18 protein-coding genes are annotated in these 17,469 nt (G+C 66.2%); 10 read left to right on the top strand and 8 right to left on the bottom strand.

The features are described 5' to 3' along the window. Positions 1 to 14 precede the first annotated feature (14 nt). On the top strand, positions 15 to 800 hold the full coding sequence (locus tag RLN94_RS05985; RefSeq protein WP_350126392.1) for an FAD binding domain-containing protein: 786 nt from the start codon (positions 15 to 17) through the stop codon (positions 798 to 800). 104 nt (positions 801 to 904) lie between these two features. On the opposite strand, the gene RLN94_RS05980 is transcribed toward RLN94_RS05985, so the two are convergent. From RLN94_RS05980 to RLN94_RS05975, 3 genes are all read right to left on the bottom strand, one after another. Beyond that, positions 905 to 2,917, bottom strand: a complete 2,013-nt coding sequence (locus tag RLN94_RS05980; protein WP_350126389.1) for an acyltransferase family protein — start codon at positions 2,915 to 2,917, stop codon at positions 905 to 907. Between the two features lie 245 nt (positions 2,918 to 3,162). Beyond that, on the bottom strand, positions 3,163 to 3,537 hold the full coding sequence (locus RLN94_RS22230) for an immunity protein Imm33 domain-containing protein (RefSeq protein ID WP_502949407.1): 375 nt from the start codon (positions 3,535 to 3,537) through the stop codon (positions 3,163 to 3,165). A gap of 268 nt (positions 3,538 to 3,805) precedes the next feature. After that, positions 3,806 to 4,249: a VOC family protein gene (locus RLN94_RS05975; protein WP_350126386.1), complete on the bottom strand. Its 444-nt coding sequence runs from the start codon at positions 4,247 to 4,249 to the stop codon at positions 3,806 to 3,808. A gap of 226 nt (positions 4,250 to 4,475) precedes the next feature. Here RLN94_RS05975 and RLN94_RS05970 point away from each other — a divergent pair, with 226 nt between their 5' ends. The 9 genes from RLN94_RS05970 to RLN94_RS05930 all read left to right on the top strand — a co-directional run bounded on the left by RLN94_RS05970 (position 4,476) and on the right by RLN94_RS05930 (position 13,255). Continuing rightward, the gene (locus tag RLN94_RS05970; protein ID WP_350126383.1) at positions 4,476 to 5,060 is read left to right on the top strand and encodes an HNH endonuclease; all 585 of its coding nucleotides are present in this window, start codon (positions 4,476 to 4,478) and stop codon (positions 5,058 to 5,060) included. Positions 5,061 to 5,124: 64 nt separating this feature from the next. Beyond that, positions 5,125 to 5,757, top strand: a complete 633-nt coding sequence (locus RLN94_RS05965) for a helix-turn-helix domain-containing protein (protein ID WP_350126380.1) — start codon at positions 5,125 to 5,127, stop codon at positions 5,755 to 5,757. Between the two features lie 97 nt (positions 5,758 to 5,854). Continuing rightward, positions 5,855 to 6,748 (top strand): class II glutamine amidotransferase, encoded by an 894-nt coding sequence (locus tag RLN94_RS05960; RefSeq protein ID WP_350126377.1) that lies wholly within the window; start codon positions 5,855 to 5,857, stop codon positions 6,746 to 6,748. A 3-nt stretch (positions 6,749 to 6,751) separates the two neighbouring features. Further along, on the top strand, positions 6,752 to 7,429 hold the full coding sequence (locus RLN94_RS05955) for a GXGXG domain-containing protein (RefSeq protein WP_350126374.1): 678 nt from the start codon (positions 6,752 to 6,754) through the stop codon (positions 7,427 to 7,429). 12 nt (positions 7,430 to 7,441) lie between these two features. Then, positions 7,442 to 8,785 carry an FMN-binding glutamate synthase family protein gene (locus RLN94_RS05950; RefSeq protein ID WP_350126371.1) on the top strand — a complete coding sequence of 448 codons (1,344 nt, stop codon included), beginning with the start codon at positions 7,442 to 7,444 and terminating at the stop codon, positions 8,783 to 8,785. Further along, positions 8,785 to 9,048: a DUF3303 domain-containing protein gene (locus RLN94_RS05945; RefSeq protein ID WP_350158672.1), complete on the top strand. Its 264-nt coding sequence runs from the start codon at positions 8,785 to 8,787 to the stop codon at positions 9,046 to 9,048. Before RLN94_RS05950 ends, RLN94_RS05945 begins: the two co-directional genes overlap by 1 nt. Then, positions 9,045 to 10,376 (top strand): type III glutamate--ammonia ligase, encoded by a 1,332-nt coding sequence (gene glnT, locus RLN94_RS05940; RefSeq protein WP_350126365.1) that lies wholly within the window; start codon positions 9,045 to 9,047, stop codon positions 10,374 to 10,376. The genes RLN94_RS05945 and glnT overlap by 4 nt, the downstream gene beginning before the upstream one ends. Before the next feature lie 141 nt (positions 10,377 to 10,517). Continuing rightward, entirely contained in the window at positions 10,518 to 11,468 is a 951-nt protein-coding gene (locus RLN94_RS05935) for a TAXI family TRAP transporter solute-binding subunit (RefSeq protein WP_350126362.1), read from the top strand. Next, complete coding sequence (locus RLN94_RS05930) at positions 11,465 to 13,255, top strand: TRAP transporter permease (protein ID WP_350126359.1); 1,791 nt, start codon at positions 11,465 to 11,467, stop codon at positions 13,253 to 13,255. The genes RLN94_RS05935 and RLN94_RS05930 overlap by 4 nt, the downstream gene beginning before the upstream one ends. 139 nt (positions 13,256 to 13,394) lie before the next feature. Here the strand turns inward: RLN94_RS05930 and grxD are convergent, their stop codons facing one another. The 5 genes from grxD to purL form a co-directional block, all read right to left on the bottom strand. Further along, entirely contained in the window at positions 13,395 to 13,757 is a 363-nt protein-coding gene (gene grxD, locus RLN94_RS05925) for a Grx4 family monothiol glutaredoxin (RefSeq protein ID WP_300892545.1), read from the bottom strand. Next, positions 13,711 to 14,037: a hypothetical protein gene (locus tag RLN94_RS05920; protein ID WP_350126355.1), complete on the bottom strand. Its 327-nt coding sequence runs from the start codon at positions 14,035 to 14,037 to the stop codon at positions 13,711 to 13,713. Before RLN94_RS05920 ends, grxD begins: the two co-directional genes overlap by 47 nt. Before the next feature lie 42 nt (positions 14,038 to 14,079). Continuing rightward, entirely contained in the window at positions 14,080 to 14,322 is a 243-nt protein-coding gene (locus RLN94_RS05915) for a BolA/IbaG family iron-sulfur metabolism protein (RefSeq protein ID WP_350126352.1), read from the bottom strand. A 73-nt stretch (positions 14,323 to 14,395) separates the two neighbouring features. Beyond that, on the bottom strand, positions 14,396 to 15,292 hold the full coding sequence (locus RLN94_RS05910) for a hypothetical protein (RefSeq protein WP_350126349.1): 897 nt from the start codon (positions 15,290 to 15,292) through the stop codon (positions 14,396 to 14,398). Between the two features lie 4 nt (positions 15,293 to 15,296). Then, positions 15,297 to 17,462: a phosphoribosylformylglycinamidine synthase subunit PurL gene (gene purL / locus RLN94_RS05905; protein WP_350158674.1), complete on the bottom strand. Its 2,166-nt coding sequence runs from the start codon at positions 17,460 to 17,462 to the stop codon at positions 15,297 to 15,299. Positions 17,463 to 17,469: the final 7 nt, after the last annotated feature.

The following is a 17,469-nucleotide window of genomic DNA, read 5'->3' as shown; positions in this document are numbered from 1 at the left end:
GGAGGACTGAACCCATGTATGCATTCGATTTTGAACGCCCGAAGACGCTGGCCGATGCGGTCAAGGCGATGACGGATGAGGACGCGGTGGCGCTGAGCGGGGGGCAGACGCTGATCCCGTCGCTCAAACAGCGGCTGGCGATGCCCTCGAAGCTGGTGAGCCTGACCGGTATCGACGAGATCAAGGGGATCTGTGTGGATGACGAGGGCCGGGTCTGTATCGGCGCGGCCACGATCCATGCGGATGTGGCGGCGCAGGGGCATTACCCGGCGCTGGCGGCGCTGGCCTCGAACGTGGGCGACCCGGCGGTGCGCAACCGCGGGACGATCGGCGGATCGCTGGCCAACAACGACCCGTCGGCGTGCTATCCGGCGGGGGCGTTGGGCTCGGGCGCGGTGATCGTGACCGACAAACGCGAGATCGCGGCGGATGATTACTTCACCGGCATGTTCGAGACGGCGCTGGAGGAGGGCGAGATCATCACCGAGATCAAGTTCCCGGTGCCGGAAAAGGCCGCCTACATGAAGTTCGAGCAGCCCGCGTCGCGCTTTGCGCTGGCGGGCGTGTTCGTGGCCAAATACGCCGATGGCGTCAGGGTGGCCGTGACGGGCGCCTCGAACGGGGGCGTGTTCCGCTGGTCGGAGGCCGAGGCGGCGCTGGGGTCGGATTTCTCGGCCGGGGCCGTGGAGGGGCTGTCGCTGGATGGCTCGGACATGATCGCGGATGTGCATGGCTCGGGCGATTACCGGGCGCATATCGCGAAGGTGATGACCAAGCGGGCGGTCGAGAAGGCCGGTTGAGTCTGTTTTGGGATTGATTTGAAAGGGGCCGGGGTGAAAGCTTCGGCCCTTTTTTCTTGGGGCGCGAGGCCCCGGCTCGGGGGCCGGGGCGGGGGAGCGGCGGCTCAGGAGCCTGAGCGGGGCCGGCGGTGCGCGAGGGTGTCGACGGCGGCCGCGATGGCGGGCGCGATCAGGCGGGCGCCTTGCGTGGAGAGGTGGTCGTCGTCGTGGTAGAGGATGCGGCCCAACGCGACGTTTGCGCAGCGGTCCGGGATCATCGTGTCGCAGAGGATCGCGGAGGGGCGGACATGGGCAAGGTTCTGCGCGGTCAGCGTGTCGAAGGTGTCGATCGCGACGTGGTGTCTGTCGAGAAACCTTTGATGGCTCGTGGAGAGCTCCATGCTTTCCAGAGGGCGCCCTTCGAACGCGGCGATCTTGTAGGCCATTCTCGGGACGTTCCACCCGGCTTCGGGGACGGGATGGACCAGCACCACCTCGTAGCCGGCCTCCAGATACGTCTTGATGCCGCGCTGGAAGAGCGCCGCGACCGCATCCCGGTAGGCGGCGCTTCCGCGGCGCAGGTTGTCCACCACGATGGGGTCGGACACCCCATGTTCCACCCCTCCCTCGCCATTGTCGAAGCGCTGTGCGGTCACGTAGGACGACCAGCGCGAGGCGATGATGACGATATCCACGCCGGTCTGCTCGAGGGCCTGCTGCAGCCGGGTGTAATAGGGGTCGCAGTTTCGTTTCTCGGTCCGGATGCCCGCGAAGGGCGGGCAGGAATTGGCGGTGAACTGGTAGAAATTGAACTGCCGGTCCGGAAGTTCGCGCAGGGCGCGGGCGAAGTGATCGGCGTGGGAATCGCCGATCAGGGCGACGTTCAGCCTGTCCGTGCCCTTGATATCGGAGCAGTCGGCGGCAAGCGCCTGCCAGTCGAAGGCGACGGAGGACGGCAGGCACTGTTCGAGGCGGTCGTTGGTGTCGAACTCGGCCTGAATGATGCGCGAATCGATGGGCCAGGGCTGCAGGGCGGCGCCCTTGTGGAAGACCACGAGACCCAGGGCAACGAGGGCTGCGTTGCCGGCGGCGCTGACGCCCAGCAGCCGGACGGGCCCCCGGATGGCCGGGTTGCGGCGGTGGCGGAAGGGTTGTTCGACGAACCGCCAGGTCAGGGCGGCAAGGGCAATGCACAGGGCCGCAAGGCCAAGCATGAGGGCGGGGTCGGGTTCGAGAAGGCTGCGGATGCGGGCGAAGGCAAAAACCGGCTGGTGCCAGAGATAGGCGCTGTAGCTGATGAGCCCGAGGGCGACAAAGGCGGGCAGCGACAGGAGCCGCGCGACAAGCGTGCCGTTTCCCGCGAAGAGTATGACAAGGGCGGTTCCGCCGACCGGGGCCAGCGCCCAGACGCCCGGAAAAGGAACGGTGTCGTCATAGGCGAAAATGGCGAAAAGGATGAGGCCCAGGCCAAGCAGGGAAAGTGTCTGGCTTTTCCACGGGGGCCTGTCCAGAAGCAGGATGGCACAGAGCGAGCCGGCCAGCAGTTCCCAGAACCGCGAGAGGGTGAAGAAGAAATTGGCATCCGGCTCGTGCCGCGCGCCCCATTCGCTGAGCCCCAGGGAGGCCAGTGCCATCAGGGCGATGACCAGCAAGTAGGCCCCGCGTCGAAACCGGCCGAGCAGCAGAAGGATGAGGGGGAAAACGAGGTAGTACTGCTCTTCGACGGCGAGGCTCCAGGTATGCAGGAGGGGCTGGATCTCGGCGTCGCGGGCGAAGTAATCGGTGTGTTCCCAGAAATGCACGTTGGATAGGAAGAGGGCCGTCGCGGCAAGGCTGCGGCCGTAATCCGCGAAATCGTGCGGGTGCATCCAGAGCCACGCGACGGGCAGGCTGCAGGCCAGCACGAGAAACAGCGCCGGCAGGATGCGGCGGGCGCGCCGTTCGTAGAAGCGCAGGAAGCTGAACGACCCCTGCCGGCGTTCCGACACGATGATGGTGGTGATCAGGTAGCCGCTGATGACGAAGAAGACGTCGACGCCGACGAAGCCACCGCGGAAGAGCGAGATACCGGCGTGAAACAGGATGACGGGCAGGACAGCCACGGCCCGCAGACCATCGATTTCACGCCTGTAGTGCATTCACGGGGTCCCGGGTCGACTATGCTTTTTGTCCAGTTTCTTCCCTTACCCATGGTCCGGGGATATTGCCAAGGCCGTTTGGTGCATTCGGGCGGCGCTGTTGCCCAGCGGCCCGTCGGTGTGCATGGCGGACGAGCCAGGTGGCCAGCTGGCGGGCCTGGTTTTCGCGGATCGGGTTTTGGGGCGAGGCCCCGGCTCGGGGGCCGGGCGGGGGAGCGGCGCGGAGTTTAGACAGGTTTTTGTCTCTACGGGGGCCCAACAGATAGCAAACTGTCATCGAACCAGACGTCGCTGTAGTTGCCATCGGTCAGGAAGCGCCAACCGGGCGGCAACAACAGATAAGGCATGCATAGCTTACACCGCGTTTCCAAGTGACCTATGTGAAGCGGTGCGAAAAAATCCTCTGCGTCCGACAGTTCGGTGCCGCCCCATAGATACCAACCGGACACGCCTGATGTCGGGGGATGTCTTAATCCATTCAGTGGTTGCAATCCGTCCAGTGCAGTTTGAGATATTCCGACGATCTCGCCATCATGCACTTCGCAGACGTCGGCACTGACGTTCCTGCAAATCTGTTTCTGTCTCCTGCGCAGGTCCAGTTTCACAGTGTGCCCTCTCATTCTCCAGGAATGTACTTTTGAACGAGTACAACGGCAACTTGGGGACGGAGAAGTTCTTATGGCTTCAGGCCGGCGTGGGAATATTTTCCTGACATTGAGGAGCCGCGCATCGGCGGGCCGTGGCGCGGCGATCCAACGTTGGTGATGGGCAATTTATGTCCGCCAAGTACATCTATCATTTGCGCGTGGCACGCCATTTGCCAGATCGCCGTGCCGTCGGGACGGCCGGCCGATGCTCGGCGGGCTTCGCCCTTGATTCCGCGCAGCTCTATTCTTCGTCGAACCACAGGCCGGGTTCGGCGATCTCTATCGAGTTGCCGGCCGGGTCGCGGAAGTAGATGGAGCGGGCGCCGTTGGGCCAGGGGAAGTCGGCCTCGATCGGGTGGCCGGCGGCCTGAAGGCGGTGGCGCCACTGGTCGATTTCCGCGAGGCTGGCGGAGAAGCAGAGGTGGCCGGGGCCCCGGGCGCCGTGGGGCGGGACGGGGAGGTCGGGGTTGGAGGAGCCCTCGACCGTGGCGTCGGGGTTGAAGATCAGCAGGATGCCGGCGCCCACGCGGTAGAAGATGTGGCGGCCCTCGACGCGGACCACCTCGGGCAGGCCCATCACCTCGCCGTAGAAGGCGGCGGCGGCGTCGAGATTGTCGGCGTAGAGCGCGGATTCGAGGATCGCGCCGGGGGGCGGGGCCGGGGGCAGGTCGTCGGGATAGGTCATGCGGGTAATGTAGGGCGCGGCGCGCGTTGCACAAACCCCGGGCAGGGGTGTGGATAACTGTCACAATAGGGTTACGGAATCAGCCTACTCAAACCCCAAAATGTTCCGCAATTCGTGGGGCTTGTCAGGTCCGAAACACGATATATAGTGAACATCACGACGGGGCGGGCTGCGCCGCCCCGGAGCCAAAAACAAGAGGTGGACCGGGCGGGAGCGAGTGGCTGTCATGGATGGGGATTTCAGAACCGAGTTTGTCAGGGAGCCGTCAGCGCTGAAACAGCATCCGGCGCTGGTGCTGAACGCCGATTACCGGCCGCTGTCCTACTATCCGCTGTCGCTTTGGCCCTGGCAGGATGCGGTGAAGGCGGTGTACCTCGATCGTGTTGATATCGTTGCCGAATACGAGCACACGGTCCGAAGCCCGAGTACCGAGATACGCATTCCGAGCGTGATCGTCCTCAAGGACTACGTCAAACCCCAGAAGCGCGTGGCATTCACGCGCTTCAATCTTTTTCTGAGGGACGAATTCCAGTGCCAGTATTGCGGCGCCAAGGGGGAGCTGACCTTTGACCACGTGGTGCCGCGGGCGAGGGGTGGAATCACGAGCTGGGAAAACGTGGTTGCCGCCTGTTCGAGATGCAACCTGAAGAAGGGCGCCAAGAGCCTGCGGCAGGTGGGCATGACGCTGAAGAAGCCGCCGCGGGCGCCGGGGGCGGAGGAGCTGCGGAACATGGGGCGCAAGTTTCCGCCAAACCACCTGCATGACAGCTGGATCGACTTCCTCTACTGGGATGCCGAGCTGGAAGCCTGAGCGCTTGCAATCGGTCGGGGCTTTGCGCATCCTTGGTTTTCCGTAACCGGGAGGCCACGCGCGCATGGGGGCGTCGAAACTCAGCCAGGATCCGCACAAGCTTCGGGAAAGCCGCGAGAAAAACCTCGAGACGGCGATCGGGCGCGAGGTGCGCGAGTTCCGCCATGCGCGGGGGATGACCGTGGCCGACCTGGCGGAGGTGACGGGGCTTTCGGTGGGGATGTTGTCGAAGATCGAGAACGGGGTGACCTCGCCCTCGCTGACCACGTTGCAGGCGTTGTCGGCGGCGCTGTCGGTGCCGGTGACGTCGTTCTTCCGCCGGTTCGAGGAACGGCGGGAGGCGGTGCATGTGAAGGCGGGCGAGGCGCTGGAGATCGAGCGGGCCGGCACGCGGGCGGGGCATCAGTACAACCTGCTGGGGCATATCGGGGCCAATAACAGCGGCGTCGTGGTGGAGCCCTACCTGATCACGCTGAGCGAGGAATCGGACACGTTCGAGACCTTCCAGCACGAGGGGATCGAGCTTCTGTACATCCTCGAGGGGGAGGTGGGCTATCGCCATGGCGACCAGAGCTTTCACCTGCGGCCCGGGGACAGCCTGTTCTTCGATGCGGATGCGCCGCACGGGCCGCATGAGCTGATCCGGTTGCCGATACGGTACCTGTCGGTGATTTCCTATCCGCAGGGTGGCGGGTGACTTTCCGTTTATTCCTGTGAGGAAATATTAATTCCAGATATTGAACTGGCGGGCGTTTTGCGCTAGCCTGTCTCCAACACCGGTTATGGAGACGCCAATGTGTGGAATCGTCGGACTGTTTCTGAAGGACAAGTCGCTCGAGCCGAAGCTGGGCGAGATGCTGACGGATATGCTGATCACCATGTCGGACCGGGGGCCCGACAGCGCGGGGATCGCGGTTTACGGCACGGATCGCGACGGCTTTGCCAAGCTGACCGTGCAGGCCGCCGACCCGTCGGGGTTCGCGGGGCTGGACAAGGCGTTGGGCGAGGCGATCGGGGCGGATGTGACCTGTCGCGTGATCGACACGCATGCGGTGCTGGACCTGCCCGAGGAGAAGATGGCCGAGGCGCGGGCGGCGCTGAAGGCGGATCATCCGAATATCCGCGTGATGAGTGCCGGGGAAGTCATTGAAATCTACAAGGAAGTCGGGCTTCCGGGGGATGTGGCGAAGCGCTTCGACATTCCCAAGCTGACCGGCACGCATGGCATCGGGCACACGCGGATGGCGACGGAATCGGCGGTGACGACGCTGGGCGCGCACCCGTTTTCGACCGGGGCGGACCAGTGCCTTGTGCATAATGGGTCGCTGTCGAACCACAACTCGCTGCGGCGGAAGCTGAAGCACGAGGGTGTGGAGGTGGAGACGCAGAACGACACCGAGGTGGCCGCGGCCTACCTGACGTGGAAGATGCGGGAGGGCGCCAGCCTTGGCGAGGCGCTGGAGGCGGGGCTCGACGATCTGGACGGGTTCTACACCTTCGTGGTGGGCACCAAGGACGGGTTCGGCGTGGTGCGCGACCCGATCGCCTGCAAGCCGGCCGTGATGGCCGAGACCGATCAATACGTGGCGTTCGGCAGCGAATACCGCGCGCTGGTGAACCTGCCGGGGATCGAGGATGCCCGGGTATGGGAGCCGGAGCCCGCCACTGTCTATTTCTGGAGGCACTGAGACATGCAGACCTATGACCTTGCCGCCGACGGCCTGCGCGGCCTGAACGAGGCGTTGCAGGCGCAGAGCGCGCAGACCAACGAGACCGCCTGGGAGGTGGTGAACCCGCGCGGCAGCCATGCGATTGCCGTGGGGCTGGACGCGCCGATCGAGGTGCAGGTGAAGGGCTCGACCGGGTATTACTGTGCAGGTATGAACCAGCAGGCGACGGTGCATGTGACGGGGTCGGTAGGCCCCGGCGTGGCCGAGAACATGATGAGCGGCACGGTGGTCGTCGAGGGCGATGCGAGCCAGTACGCCGGGGCGACGGGCCATGGCGGGCTGTTGGTGATCAAGGGCAATGCGTCGAGCCGCTGCGGGATTTCCATGAAGGGGATCGATATCGTGGTGCATGGCAACGTGGGGCACATGTCGGCCTTCATGGGGCAGGCGGGGCACCTCGTGGTGTGCGGCGATGCGGGCGATGCCTTGGGCGACTCGATCTACGAGGCGAAGCTGTTCGTGCGGGGCCGCGTGAAGAGCCTCGGCGCGGATTGCATCGAGAAGGAGATGCGGCCGGAGCACCTGGAAAAGCTGGCCGAGCTACTGGAGCGGGCCGGGTCGGACGCCAAGCCGGAAGAGTTCCGCCGCTATGGATCGGCTCGGCAGCTTTACAACTTCGACATCGACAACGCCTATTGAGGAGCGCAGGACATGGCCAAGGACAATGCACACGCCCCGCGGACTCCGCCGCGGTTTTCCGCCAATTTCACGCCGGACGTGAATGCCGAGATCCGGCGGGCGGCGGCCACGGGCATCTATGACATTCGCGGCGGGGGCGCCAAGCGCCGGGTGCCGCATTTCGACGACCTCGTTTTCCTGGGCGCGTCGATGAGCCGGTACCCGCTGGAAGGGTATCGCGAGCGGTGCGACACGAATGTGGTGCTGGGCACGCGGTTCGCGAAGAAGCCGATCGAGCTGAAGATCCCGATCACCATTGCGGGGATGTCGTTCGGCGCGCTGTCGGCGCAGGCGAAAGAGGCGCTGGGGCGCGGGGCGAGTGCCGCCGGCACTTCGACCACCACCGGTGACGGGGGCATGACGCGGGAAGAGCGGGGCGAGTCGAAAACGCTTGTGTATCAGTATCTTCCGTCGCGTTATGGGATGAACCCGGATGATTTGCGCAAGGCCGATGCGATCGAGGTCGTGGTGGGCCAGGGGGCCAAGCCGGGCGGTGGCGGCATGTTGCTGGGGCAGAAGATTTCCGACCGGGTGGCCGAGATGCGGACGCTGCCCAAGGGGATCGACCAGCGCTCGGCCTGCCGGCATCCGGACTGGACGGGGCCGGATGACCTGGAGATCAAGATCCTCGAGCTGCGCGAGATCACCGCGTGGGAGAAGCCGATCTACGTGAAGGTGGGCGCGGCGAGGCCCTATTTCGACACGACGCTGGCGGTGAAGGCCGGGGCGGACGTGGTGGTGATCGACGGGATGCAGGGCGGCACGGCCGCGACGCAGGACGTGTTCATCGAGCATGTGGGCATTCCGACGCTGGCCTGTATCCGTGAGGCGGTGCAGGCGCTGCAGGATCTGGGGATGCATCGGGAGGTGCAGCTGATCGTGTCGGGCGGCATTCGCTCAGGCGCGGATGCGGCGAAGGCGCTGGCGCTGGGGGCGGATGCGGTAAGCATCGGCACGGCGGCGATGATCGCCATCGGCGACAACGACCCGAAATGGGAAGAGGAATACCAGAAGCTGGGCAGCACCGCGGGCGCCTATGACGACTGGCACGAGGGGCGCGACCCGGCCGGCATCTCGACGCAGGATCCGGAGTTGTCGAAGCGGCTGGACCCGGTGGAAGCGGGGCGGAAATTGCGTAATTATCTCAAGGTGATGACGCTTGAAGTTCAGACGCTGGCACGGGCCTGTGGGAAGAACCACGTGCATAACCTCGAGCCGGAGGACCTGGCGGCGCTGACGATGGAAGCGGCGGCGATGGCCAAGGTGCCGCTGGCGGGCACGGCGTGGTATCCGGGGATGCCGGGCCAGGGGTTCTGATGCCACGATACATGGTCATCGAGCGGTTCAGATCCGGCTCTTCCGCGGCTGTCTATGCACGGTTCGCGGAAAAGGGCCGGATGTTGCCGGATGGCCTGGCCTATCTCGACAGTTGGCTTTCGAGGCAGGACGATACCTGTTTCCAGCTGATGGAGGCCGATGTGCCCGAAACCTTTGACAAATGGGTGGGGCACTGGAACGATCTCGTGGATTTCGAGATCGTCGAATTGAAAGAAAAACCAACCGGGAGCATTCATCTATGACCAAGAGTCTGGCCGCCTTTGCCAAGGACAAGGGCGTAAAATACTTCATGATTTCCTTTACCGACCTGTTCGGCGGGCAGCGGGCCAAGCTGGTGCCGGCGCAGGCGATCGGGGATATGGAGGAGGACGGCGCCGGGTTCGCCGGCTTTGCCACCTGGCTCGACATGACGCCGGCGCATCCGGACATGCTGGCGGTGCCGGACCCGAGTTCGGTGATCCAGCTTCCGTGGAAGCCCGAGGTGGCCTGGGTCGCCGCCAACCCGGTGATGGAAGGGCAGGACGTGGCGCAGGCGCCGCGCAACGTGCTGCGCCGGCTGATTGCCGAGGCGGCGGAGGAGGGCCTGCACGTCAAGACCGGCGTCGAGGCGGAGTATTTCCTGCTGACGCCCGACGGGAAATCGCTGTCGGACGAGTTCGATACGGCCGAGAAGCCCTGCTATGACCAGCAGGCGGTGATGCGGCGCTATGACGTGGTGCGCGAGATCTGCGATTACATGCTCGAGCTGGGCTGGGGCCCGTACCAGAACGACCACGAGGATGCGAATGGCCAGTTCGAGATGAACTGGGATTTCGACGACGCGCTGGTGACGGCGGACCGGCATTCCTTCTTCAAGTTCATGACCAAGTCGGTGGCCGAGAAGCACGGGTTCCGGGCGACCTTCATGCCGAAGCCGGTGGAGGGCCTCACCGGGAACGGGGCGCATGTGCATATCTCGGTCTGGGATGCGCCGGGCAAGAAGGCCAAGACCAACATGTTCGCCACCGACAAGAGCGAGGGGCCGACCGGGGAGCTGGGGCTTTCCGAGCAGGGCGCGCATTTCCTGGGCGGGATCATGAAGCACGCCTCGGGGATGGCGGCGATCACCAACCCGACGGTGAACAGCTACAAGCGGATCAACGCGCCGCGCACGACCTCGGGCGCGACATGGGCGCCGAACACGGTGACCTGGACGGGCAACAACCGCACGCACATGGTGCGGGTGCCGGGGCCGGGGCGGTTCGAGCTGCGGCTGGCGGATGGGGCGGCCAACCCCTACCTGCTGCAGGCGGTGGTGATCGCCGCGGGCATGTCGGGCATCCGCAGCAAGGCGGACCCGGGCAAGCGGCACGATATCGACATGTATGCCGAGGGCCACAAGGTGCGCGGCGCGCCCAAGCTGCCGCTGAACATGCTGGACGCGATCCGGACCTTCAACCGCGACAAGGAACTCAAGTCGATGCTGGGCGAGGAATTCTCGGAGGCGTTCATCAAGCTCAAGACCGACGAGTGGAACCGGTTCTGCGCGCATTTCACCGCGTGGGAGAAGGAACATACGCTGGATATCTGAGCGGTCGCGCTCGATTGCCTGTCGGCGCCTGTCGGATCCCCGGCAGGCGCCGATTTCTTTGCGGAATTGCGGTGCCGCCCCCATTGACCCCACCGGGCGGAATGGCCTTAATGCCGCCATCTGTTAAGGGAGGATATTTCCATGAAGTTCCGTGCATTCACGGCGCTGGCACTTGCCGCCGCCATGGCCGTTCCGGCCGCCGCCGAGACCCGCGTCACCTACAAGTCGGCCAAGTCGTCGTCGTCCTACTACCAGATGGCCGTGCAGATCGCCGAGGCGATGCAGGAGGCCAGTGACGGCGAGATCAGCGTGACCGTCGAGGAAAGCCAGGGCTCTGTCCAGAACGTGATGGAGGTGCGGGGCCGCGGGGGCGATTACGTCTTCACCACGCCGCCGGTTCTGGTGAGCCTGGCGCAGGGCGGCAAGGCGATGTTCGAGGGCAAGGGCGACCCGGCCTTCGACGATATCCGGGCGCTGTTCCCGATCCCGTCGCTGACCATGCATTTCGTCATGACCGAGGAGAGCGGGGCCAAGACCTTCGACGACCTGAAGGGCAAGACGATCCTGCTGGGCAAGGGCAGCTTCGGCGCCACCGAGGGCGAGAAGTATCTCGACCTGTTCGGGGTGCAGGACGAGGTGACCGTGGCCGACGTGGAACTGTCGAACGCCGTGCCGGCGATGCAGAACGGGCAGATCGACGGGTTCGTGACAGCCGGCTCGTGGCCCGCGCCGAACGTGGTGGAGGCCGCGGCCTCGACCGGGGTGCATGTGCTGTCGCTGACCGACGAGCAGATCGCCGAGACCAAGCGCACCAAGCTGGTCATCCCGGCGGGCACCTATGCGGGGCAGGACGAGGATATCGTGACGACCTCGCTGCCGGTTGTGGCGTTTACCACGACCAAGATGGATGACGAGACCGCCTATCAGCTCACCAAGACCTACTGGGAGCAGAAATCCGCCATGACCGAGGCGGCGAAATGGTGGGGCGGCGTCGACGAGGCGCTGATGGAGAACATCACCGGCCAGATCCACCCCGGCGCCGTGCGCTATTACGAGGAAGCGGGCTTTACGCTCACTGACGACCAGAAGTGAGCCTGACCTCGACCGACAGCCCCGCGCCGGCAGGCCTGGCGCGGGTGATCTGGGCCAGCTTCGCGCTGGCCTCTGTCGTTTTTCACCTCGGGCTGGTGTTCTCCGGGCTGGTGCCGAACCTGGTGAGCCGGCCGATGCACCTTGTCTTCGTGCTGCCCTGGGTGCTGATCTGGGGGCGGCAGGGGGTGTCGCTGTGGTCGGGCGTGGTGCTGGCGGCGCTGGGGATGGGGGCGGCACTGTGGATCGTCTTCAACCGCGAGATGCTGGGGGATCAGTACGGGTTCCTCGAGGGGGATTTCCAGGTGGCGCTGGCAGTGGTGCTGGTGATGGTGGTGCTGGAGGCGGCGCGGCGGTCGATCGGCTGGCCGCTGCCGCTGGTGGCGGCGGTGGCGCTGCTTTACGGGCTGTATGGCCAGTATATTCCCGGGCGGTTCGGCCATTCGGGCACGCCGCTGGAGAGTTTCCTCGGCACGCTGACGATTTCGGAAGGCGCGCTGTGGGGCACGCTGACGGCGGTGTCGGTGAACGTGGTGGCGGTGTTCGTGATCTTCGGCGCGGTGCTGAACGCGGGCGAGGCGGGGCAGGGGTTCATGAACGTGGCCTCGGCCGCGGCCGGGCGGCTGAAGGGCGGGGCGGCGAAGGTGTCGGTGCTGTCCTCGGCGCTGTTCGGGTCGATCTCGGGCTCGGCCTCGGCCAACGTGGCCTCGACGGGGGCGATCACCCTGCCGGCGATGGAGCGGCTGGGGTATCCCAAGCGGATTGCCGGGGCGGTGGAGGCGGTGGCCTCGTCTGGCGGGCAGATCATGCCGCCGCTGATGGGGGCCGGGGCCTTCGTGATGGTCGAGCTGACGGGGGTGCCCTATACCGGCATCATGGCGGCGGCGGCGCTGCCGGCGCTACTGTATTTCTGGGCGGTGTGGATCGGGATCGACGGCTATGCGCGGCGGTTCGACCTGCGCGGCCTGCGGGCCGAGGACCGGCCGGCGGGGCGGGACGTGGCGGTGACCTCGGCGTTTTTCCTGGTGCCGTTCTTCATTCTGCTGTGGGGCATGTTCGGGCTGGGCGTGACGCCGCAATACGCGGCCTGCCTGTCGATTTTTGCGGGGGTGGCGCTGCTTCTGACCGGGGGCGATCTGCGGCTCGACCTGGGGCGGTTCGCGGCGCGGTTCGAGACGGCGCTGCTGACCGCCGGGCGGCAGGTGGCGCTGATCGGGTCGATCATCTTCTGCGCCTCGCTGGTGATCGGGGTGCTGGGGGTGACGGGGCTGGGGGTCAAGATCACCTCGCTGATCCTGTCGGCCTCGGGGGGGATGCTCTGGCCGTCGCTGCTGCTGACGGCGTTCGCCTGCCTGATCCTGGGGATGGAGGTGCCGACGACGGCGGCTTACGTGATCTGCGTGTCCGTCGCCGGGCCCGCGCTGATCGAGCTGGGGATGGACCCGCTGCAGGCGCATCTTTTCGTGTTCTGGTACGCGCTTCTGTCGACGATCACGCCGCCCGTGTGCGGCGCGGTGTTCATCGCGGCGGGGATGATCGGGGAGAACTGGCTTCGCGTGGCGCTGACGGCGATGACGCTGGGGGTGGGGCTCTACCTGATCCCGCTGGGGATGGTGGCCGCGCCGCAGGTGACGCAGATGGTCGAGACGCCGGTGATGGCGGTGGTGGCGGCGGTGAAGATCGGGGCGGGACTGGCGGCGATCAGTTTCGCATTGGTGCGGCGGAAGAGCCTTGCCCTGCGAGGGGCGGCGATGGCCGGGGGCGCGGCGTTGGTGTTGTGGCCGTTGTGACGGGACGGGTGCCGGGCTGAAGCCCGGCCTACGAGCGGGGCGCGAGGCCCCGGGTCAGGCCCGGGGCGTGGAGCACGTGTTTCTTCTGGCCGGAAATATCCCGGGGGAGTGGGGCAGCGCCCCCACTCCGACAGTCAATTCACGCGTTGGCTTCGCGGATCTTCTCGGCGGCGTCCTTGTCGTAGGAGACGCCGGATTTCTCGAAGAGCTGGTCGAGCTCGCCCGACAGCGTCATCTCGGTGATGATGTCGCAGCCGCCGACGAATTCGCCCTTGACGTAGAGCTGCGGGATGGTCGGCCAGTCGGAGTAATCCTTGATGCCCTGGCGGATCGCGTCGTCGGCGAGAACGTTCACGTCGGTGTATTCGACGCCCATGTAGTTGAGCACGCCCGCCACGCGGCTGGAGAAGCCGCATTGCGGCATGGTCTTGGTGCCTTTCATGTAGAGCACCACGTCATTGGCTTTGACGATTTCGTCGATCTGGGTCTTGGCGTCGGTCATTGTGGCGTTCCTGTTCCTGGTCGTGGTCGGGAGGGGGGCTTTCGGCCTCTGCCTCCTCTGGGGCTTCGTAGCTTGGCGCGTCCTCGTCGAAGGGGAAGGCGCTGCGCCGGTTTTGCGAGGGACCGTAACGCCACCAGCGCCGGAATTCCACCCATGCGGCCCAACCGAAAATGAGGATGAAGGGCGCAAGGACGAGGATGACGACGGGGTGCGGGTCGATGTCGGGCAGCGATCCCGTGGCGATACAGTCGCGAATGCTTTCCGTGTCACAGATGGCCATTGCGCGCCTCAGGTCAAGAGCGGCCGCGGCGATACGTGAGGGTCAGGCCGGGGCCTTGGTGGTCAGCGCCAGCGCGTGCAGGTCGCCATCGGGGCCGTCCATCTTGCCCTTGAGGGCGGCGTAGACGGCGCGCTGTTGCTGGACGCGGTTCATGTCCTTGAAGGAGGCGTCGATGACCTCGGCGGCATAGTGGTTGCCGTCTCCCGCAAGGTCGGTGATCGTGATCTGGGCGTCCGGAAAGGTCTGGCGGATCAGATCCTCGATTTCCTGGGCTTGCATGGCCATGCGTGGTTTCCCCCTTGCTGTGTCTGGCTCAGACTTATGACGGTTCGGGGTGGGGTTCAAGCGTCGGACGCGGTCACGGGCGGGCCGGCGGGGTGACTAGGTCGACATGGGGGCAGGCGGCGAGGGTGGCGGTGTCGTCGGCATAGGCGGAGGCCATGGCGGCGTGGTCGGCGGCGGTCCAGGGGTCGAGGCCGGGGGTGTTCTTCTGCTTGGGGAAGCGTTTGCGCGCGGCGAGGACGGTGTCCTTGTCGGGGGCCTGTTGCTGACCGAGCCACTGGGCGGCCTCGGCCGAGAGGCCGGGGCGCATGATGCGGTCGACGGGGGTGACCGTGGCGGCGGCGTTGGGGCCGAGGAGGCGGGTGGTTACCTGCGGGAAGACCTGCGGATAATCCTCGTAGCGCCAGGCGATGATGCGGGCGTGGGGGGCGGCGTCGTGCAGGCGGTCCGCCAGCGCGGACCAGCGCAGGGCGAGCGGGTCGACGGCCTTGGTGAAGCGGCGGAAGGGTTCGAAGGGCCCGTGGTGGAGGCTTTCGCTCCAGCAGGAGGGCAGGAAGCTGGCCGGGCTGCGGATGGCGAGGCCGATCTCGATCTCGTGGCCGGGGAAGAGGGCGAGGATGCGGCCGAGCCGGTGATGCGCCCAGGGGTAGAGGCGGGTCTTGCGCATCAGCATCTTGCGGTCGGTGCTGCCGAGGATGTTCTCGTCCATCAGCACGATCGTGGGGGCGGGGCCGCCGTGGAGCGACAGGAAGGCCGCGCCCGCGCCCTGGCCGATCTCGGGGGAGATGCCGTCGCGCACCAGTGCCGAGACCGGGGTGAGGTCGGCGCGGATGAGTTTGGGCGGCAGGATGGCGACGCCGCGGGCGGAGAGCGCCGGCGCGGCGTCGAGCAGGCTTTGCTGCAGGTGGCTGGACGCGGTTTTATGCGCGCCGACGAGGAAGACGAGCCGTCGGCGGGCGGGCGCGGCTGTCACCGGCCTATCCGAAATGGCTGCCGAAGCTCGACCGGTAGAGCTCGGAGAGGTCGGCGAGCGGGGCGGACGTGCCGCCCATCGTGACATCGCTGCCGGTGAAGCGGCCGACGGTCTGGATCGGCACGCCGGCTTGGCCCGCGGCGGCCATCAGGGCCTCGGCCGCGTCGAAGCTGCAGGCGATGAGGTAACGGCCCTGATCCTCGCCGAAGAGTTGGCCCATGTCGGCGCTGTCGAGCTGGATGCCGACGCCGGAGGCCTCGGCCATCTCGAAGGCGGCGAGGGCAAGGCCGCCATCGGAGAGGTCGGTGCAGGCGCGGATGAGCCGGGCATTGGCGCGGATGAAATCGCCGTTGCGCTTCTCGGCGGCGAGGTCGACCGGCGGGGCGGCGCCCTCAATGCGGTTGAAGACCTCGGCGAGAATGGCGGATTGGCCGAGATGCCCTTGGGTTTCGCCAACGAGGATGGCGACATGGCCGTCGCGGGCGGTGCCGGTGATGGCGTCGTCGGGGGTGCGGATCAGGCCCACGGCGCCAATGGTGGGGGTGGGCAGGATCGCCGCGCCGTCGGTTTCGTTGTAGAGCGAGACATTGCCCGAGACGATCGGCATGTCGAGGGCCGAGCAGGCCTCGCCGATGCCGCGGATGGCGCCGACGAACTGGCCCATGATCTCGGGCTTTTCGGGATTGCCGAAATTGAGGTTGTCGGTGGAGGCGAGCGGCGTGGCGCCGACGGCGGTGAGGTTGCGATAGGCCTCGGCCACCGCCTGTTTGCCGCCCTCGACCGGGTCGGCCTTGACGTAGCGCGGGGTCACGTCGGAGGTGAAGGCCAAGAGCTTCTCGGTGCCGTGGACGCGGATGAGCCCCGCGCCGAGGCCCGGCGTGCGGGCGCTGTCGGCCATGACCATGGTGTCATATTGCTCGTAGACCCATTGGCGCGAGCAGTAGTTGGGCGAGGAGATGAGCGCGCGGAGGCCGTCGACGGGGTCGACGGAGGGGATGGCGGTGTTGTCGAGCGGGGCGGCCGGCACGGGCTCGTTCCAGGGTCGGTCGTATTCGGGAGCCGAGCCGGAGAGGGTGGCGAGCGGCAGGTCGGCCTTCACGTCGTTGCCGTGGAGGATGAGGAAGCGGTCTTCGGCGATGGTTTCGCCGACGATGGCGAAGTCGAGATCCCACTTGTCGAAGACGGCGCGGGCCTCGGCCTCCTTCTCGGGGCGCAGGACCATGAGCATGCGTTCCTGGCTTTCCGAGAGCATCATCTCGTAGGCGGTCATGTTCGCTTCGCGCTGGGGCACCTGGTCGAGGTTGAGGCGGATGCCGAGGCCGCCCTTGTCGCCCATTTCCACGGCCGAGCAGGTGAGGCCCGCGGCGCCCATGTCCTGGATCGAGATGACGGCGCCGGTGGCCATCAGCTCGAGCGTCGCCTCCATCAGGCGTTTTTCGGTGAAGGGGTCGCCGACCTGGACGGTGGGGCGCTTTTCCTCGATCGACTCGTCGAATTCGGCGCTGGCCATGGTGGCGCCTCCGACCCCGTCGCGGCCGGTCTTGGCACCGAGATAGACGACGGGCATGCCGACGCCGGAGGCGGCGGAGTAGAAGATCTTGTCGGTATCGGCGAGCCCCGCGGCGAAGGCGTTGACGAGGCAGTTGCCGTTATAGGCGGGGTCGAAGCGCACCTCGCCCCCCGCGCAGGGCACGCCGAAGCAGTTGCCGTAGCCGCCGATGCCCTCGACCACGCCGTGCACGAGCTGGCGCGTCTTGGGGTGGGCCGGTTCGCCGAAGGAGAGGGAGTTCATCGAGGCGATGGGGCGGGCGCCCATGGTGAAGACGTCGCGGAGGATGCCGCCCACGCCGGTCGCGGCGCCCTGGTAGGGTTCGATATAGGAGGGGTGGTTGTGGCTTTCCATCTTGAAGACCACGGCCTGACCGTCGCCGATATCGACGATGCCGGCATTCTCGCCCGGGCCGCAGATGACCTGGGGCCCGTCGGTGGGCAGGGTGCGCAGCCATTTCTTGGAGGATTTGTAGGAACAGTGCTCGTTCCACATGGCCGAGAAAATCCCCAGCTCGGTAAAGCTGGGTTCGCGGCCGATGATCTGAAGGATCCGGTCGTATTCGTCGGGTTTGAGGCCGTGGGCCTCGATCAGCTCGGGCGTGATGGCCGGCTCTTCCATTGCTCGT

The organism is Roseovarius sp. (genome assembly GCF_040223625.1).
In the GTDB taxonomy this organism is placed as follows: Bacteria; Pseudomonadota; Alphaproteobacteria; order Rhodobacterales; family Rhodobacteraceae; genus Roseovarius.
This window is presented reverse-complemented; position numbering and strand designations above follow the sequence as displayed.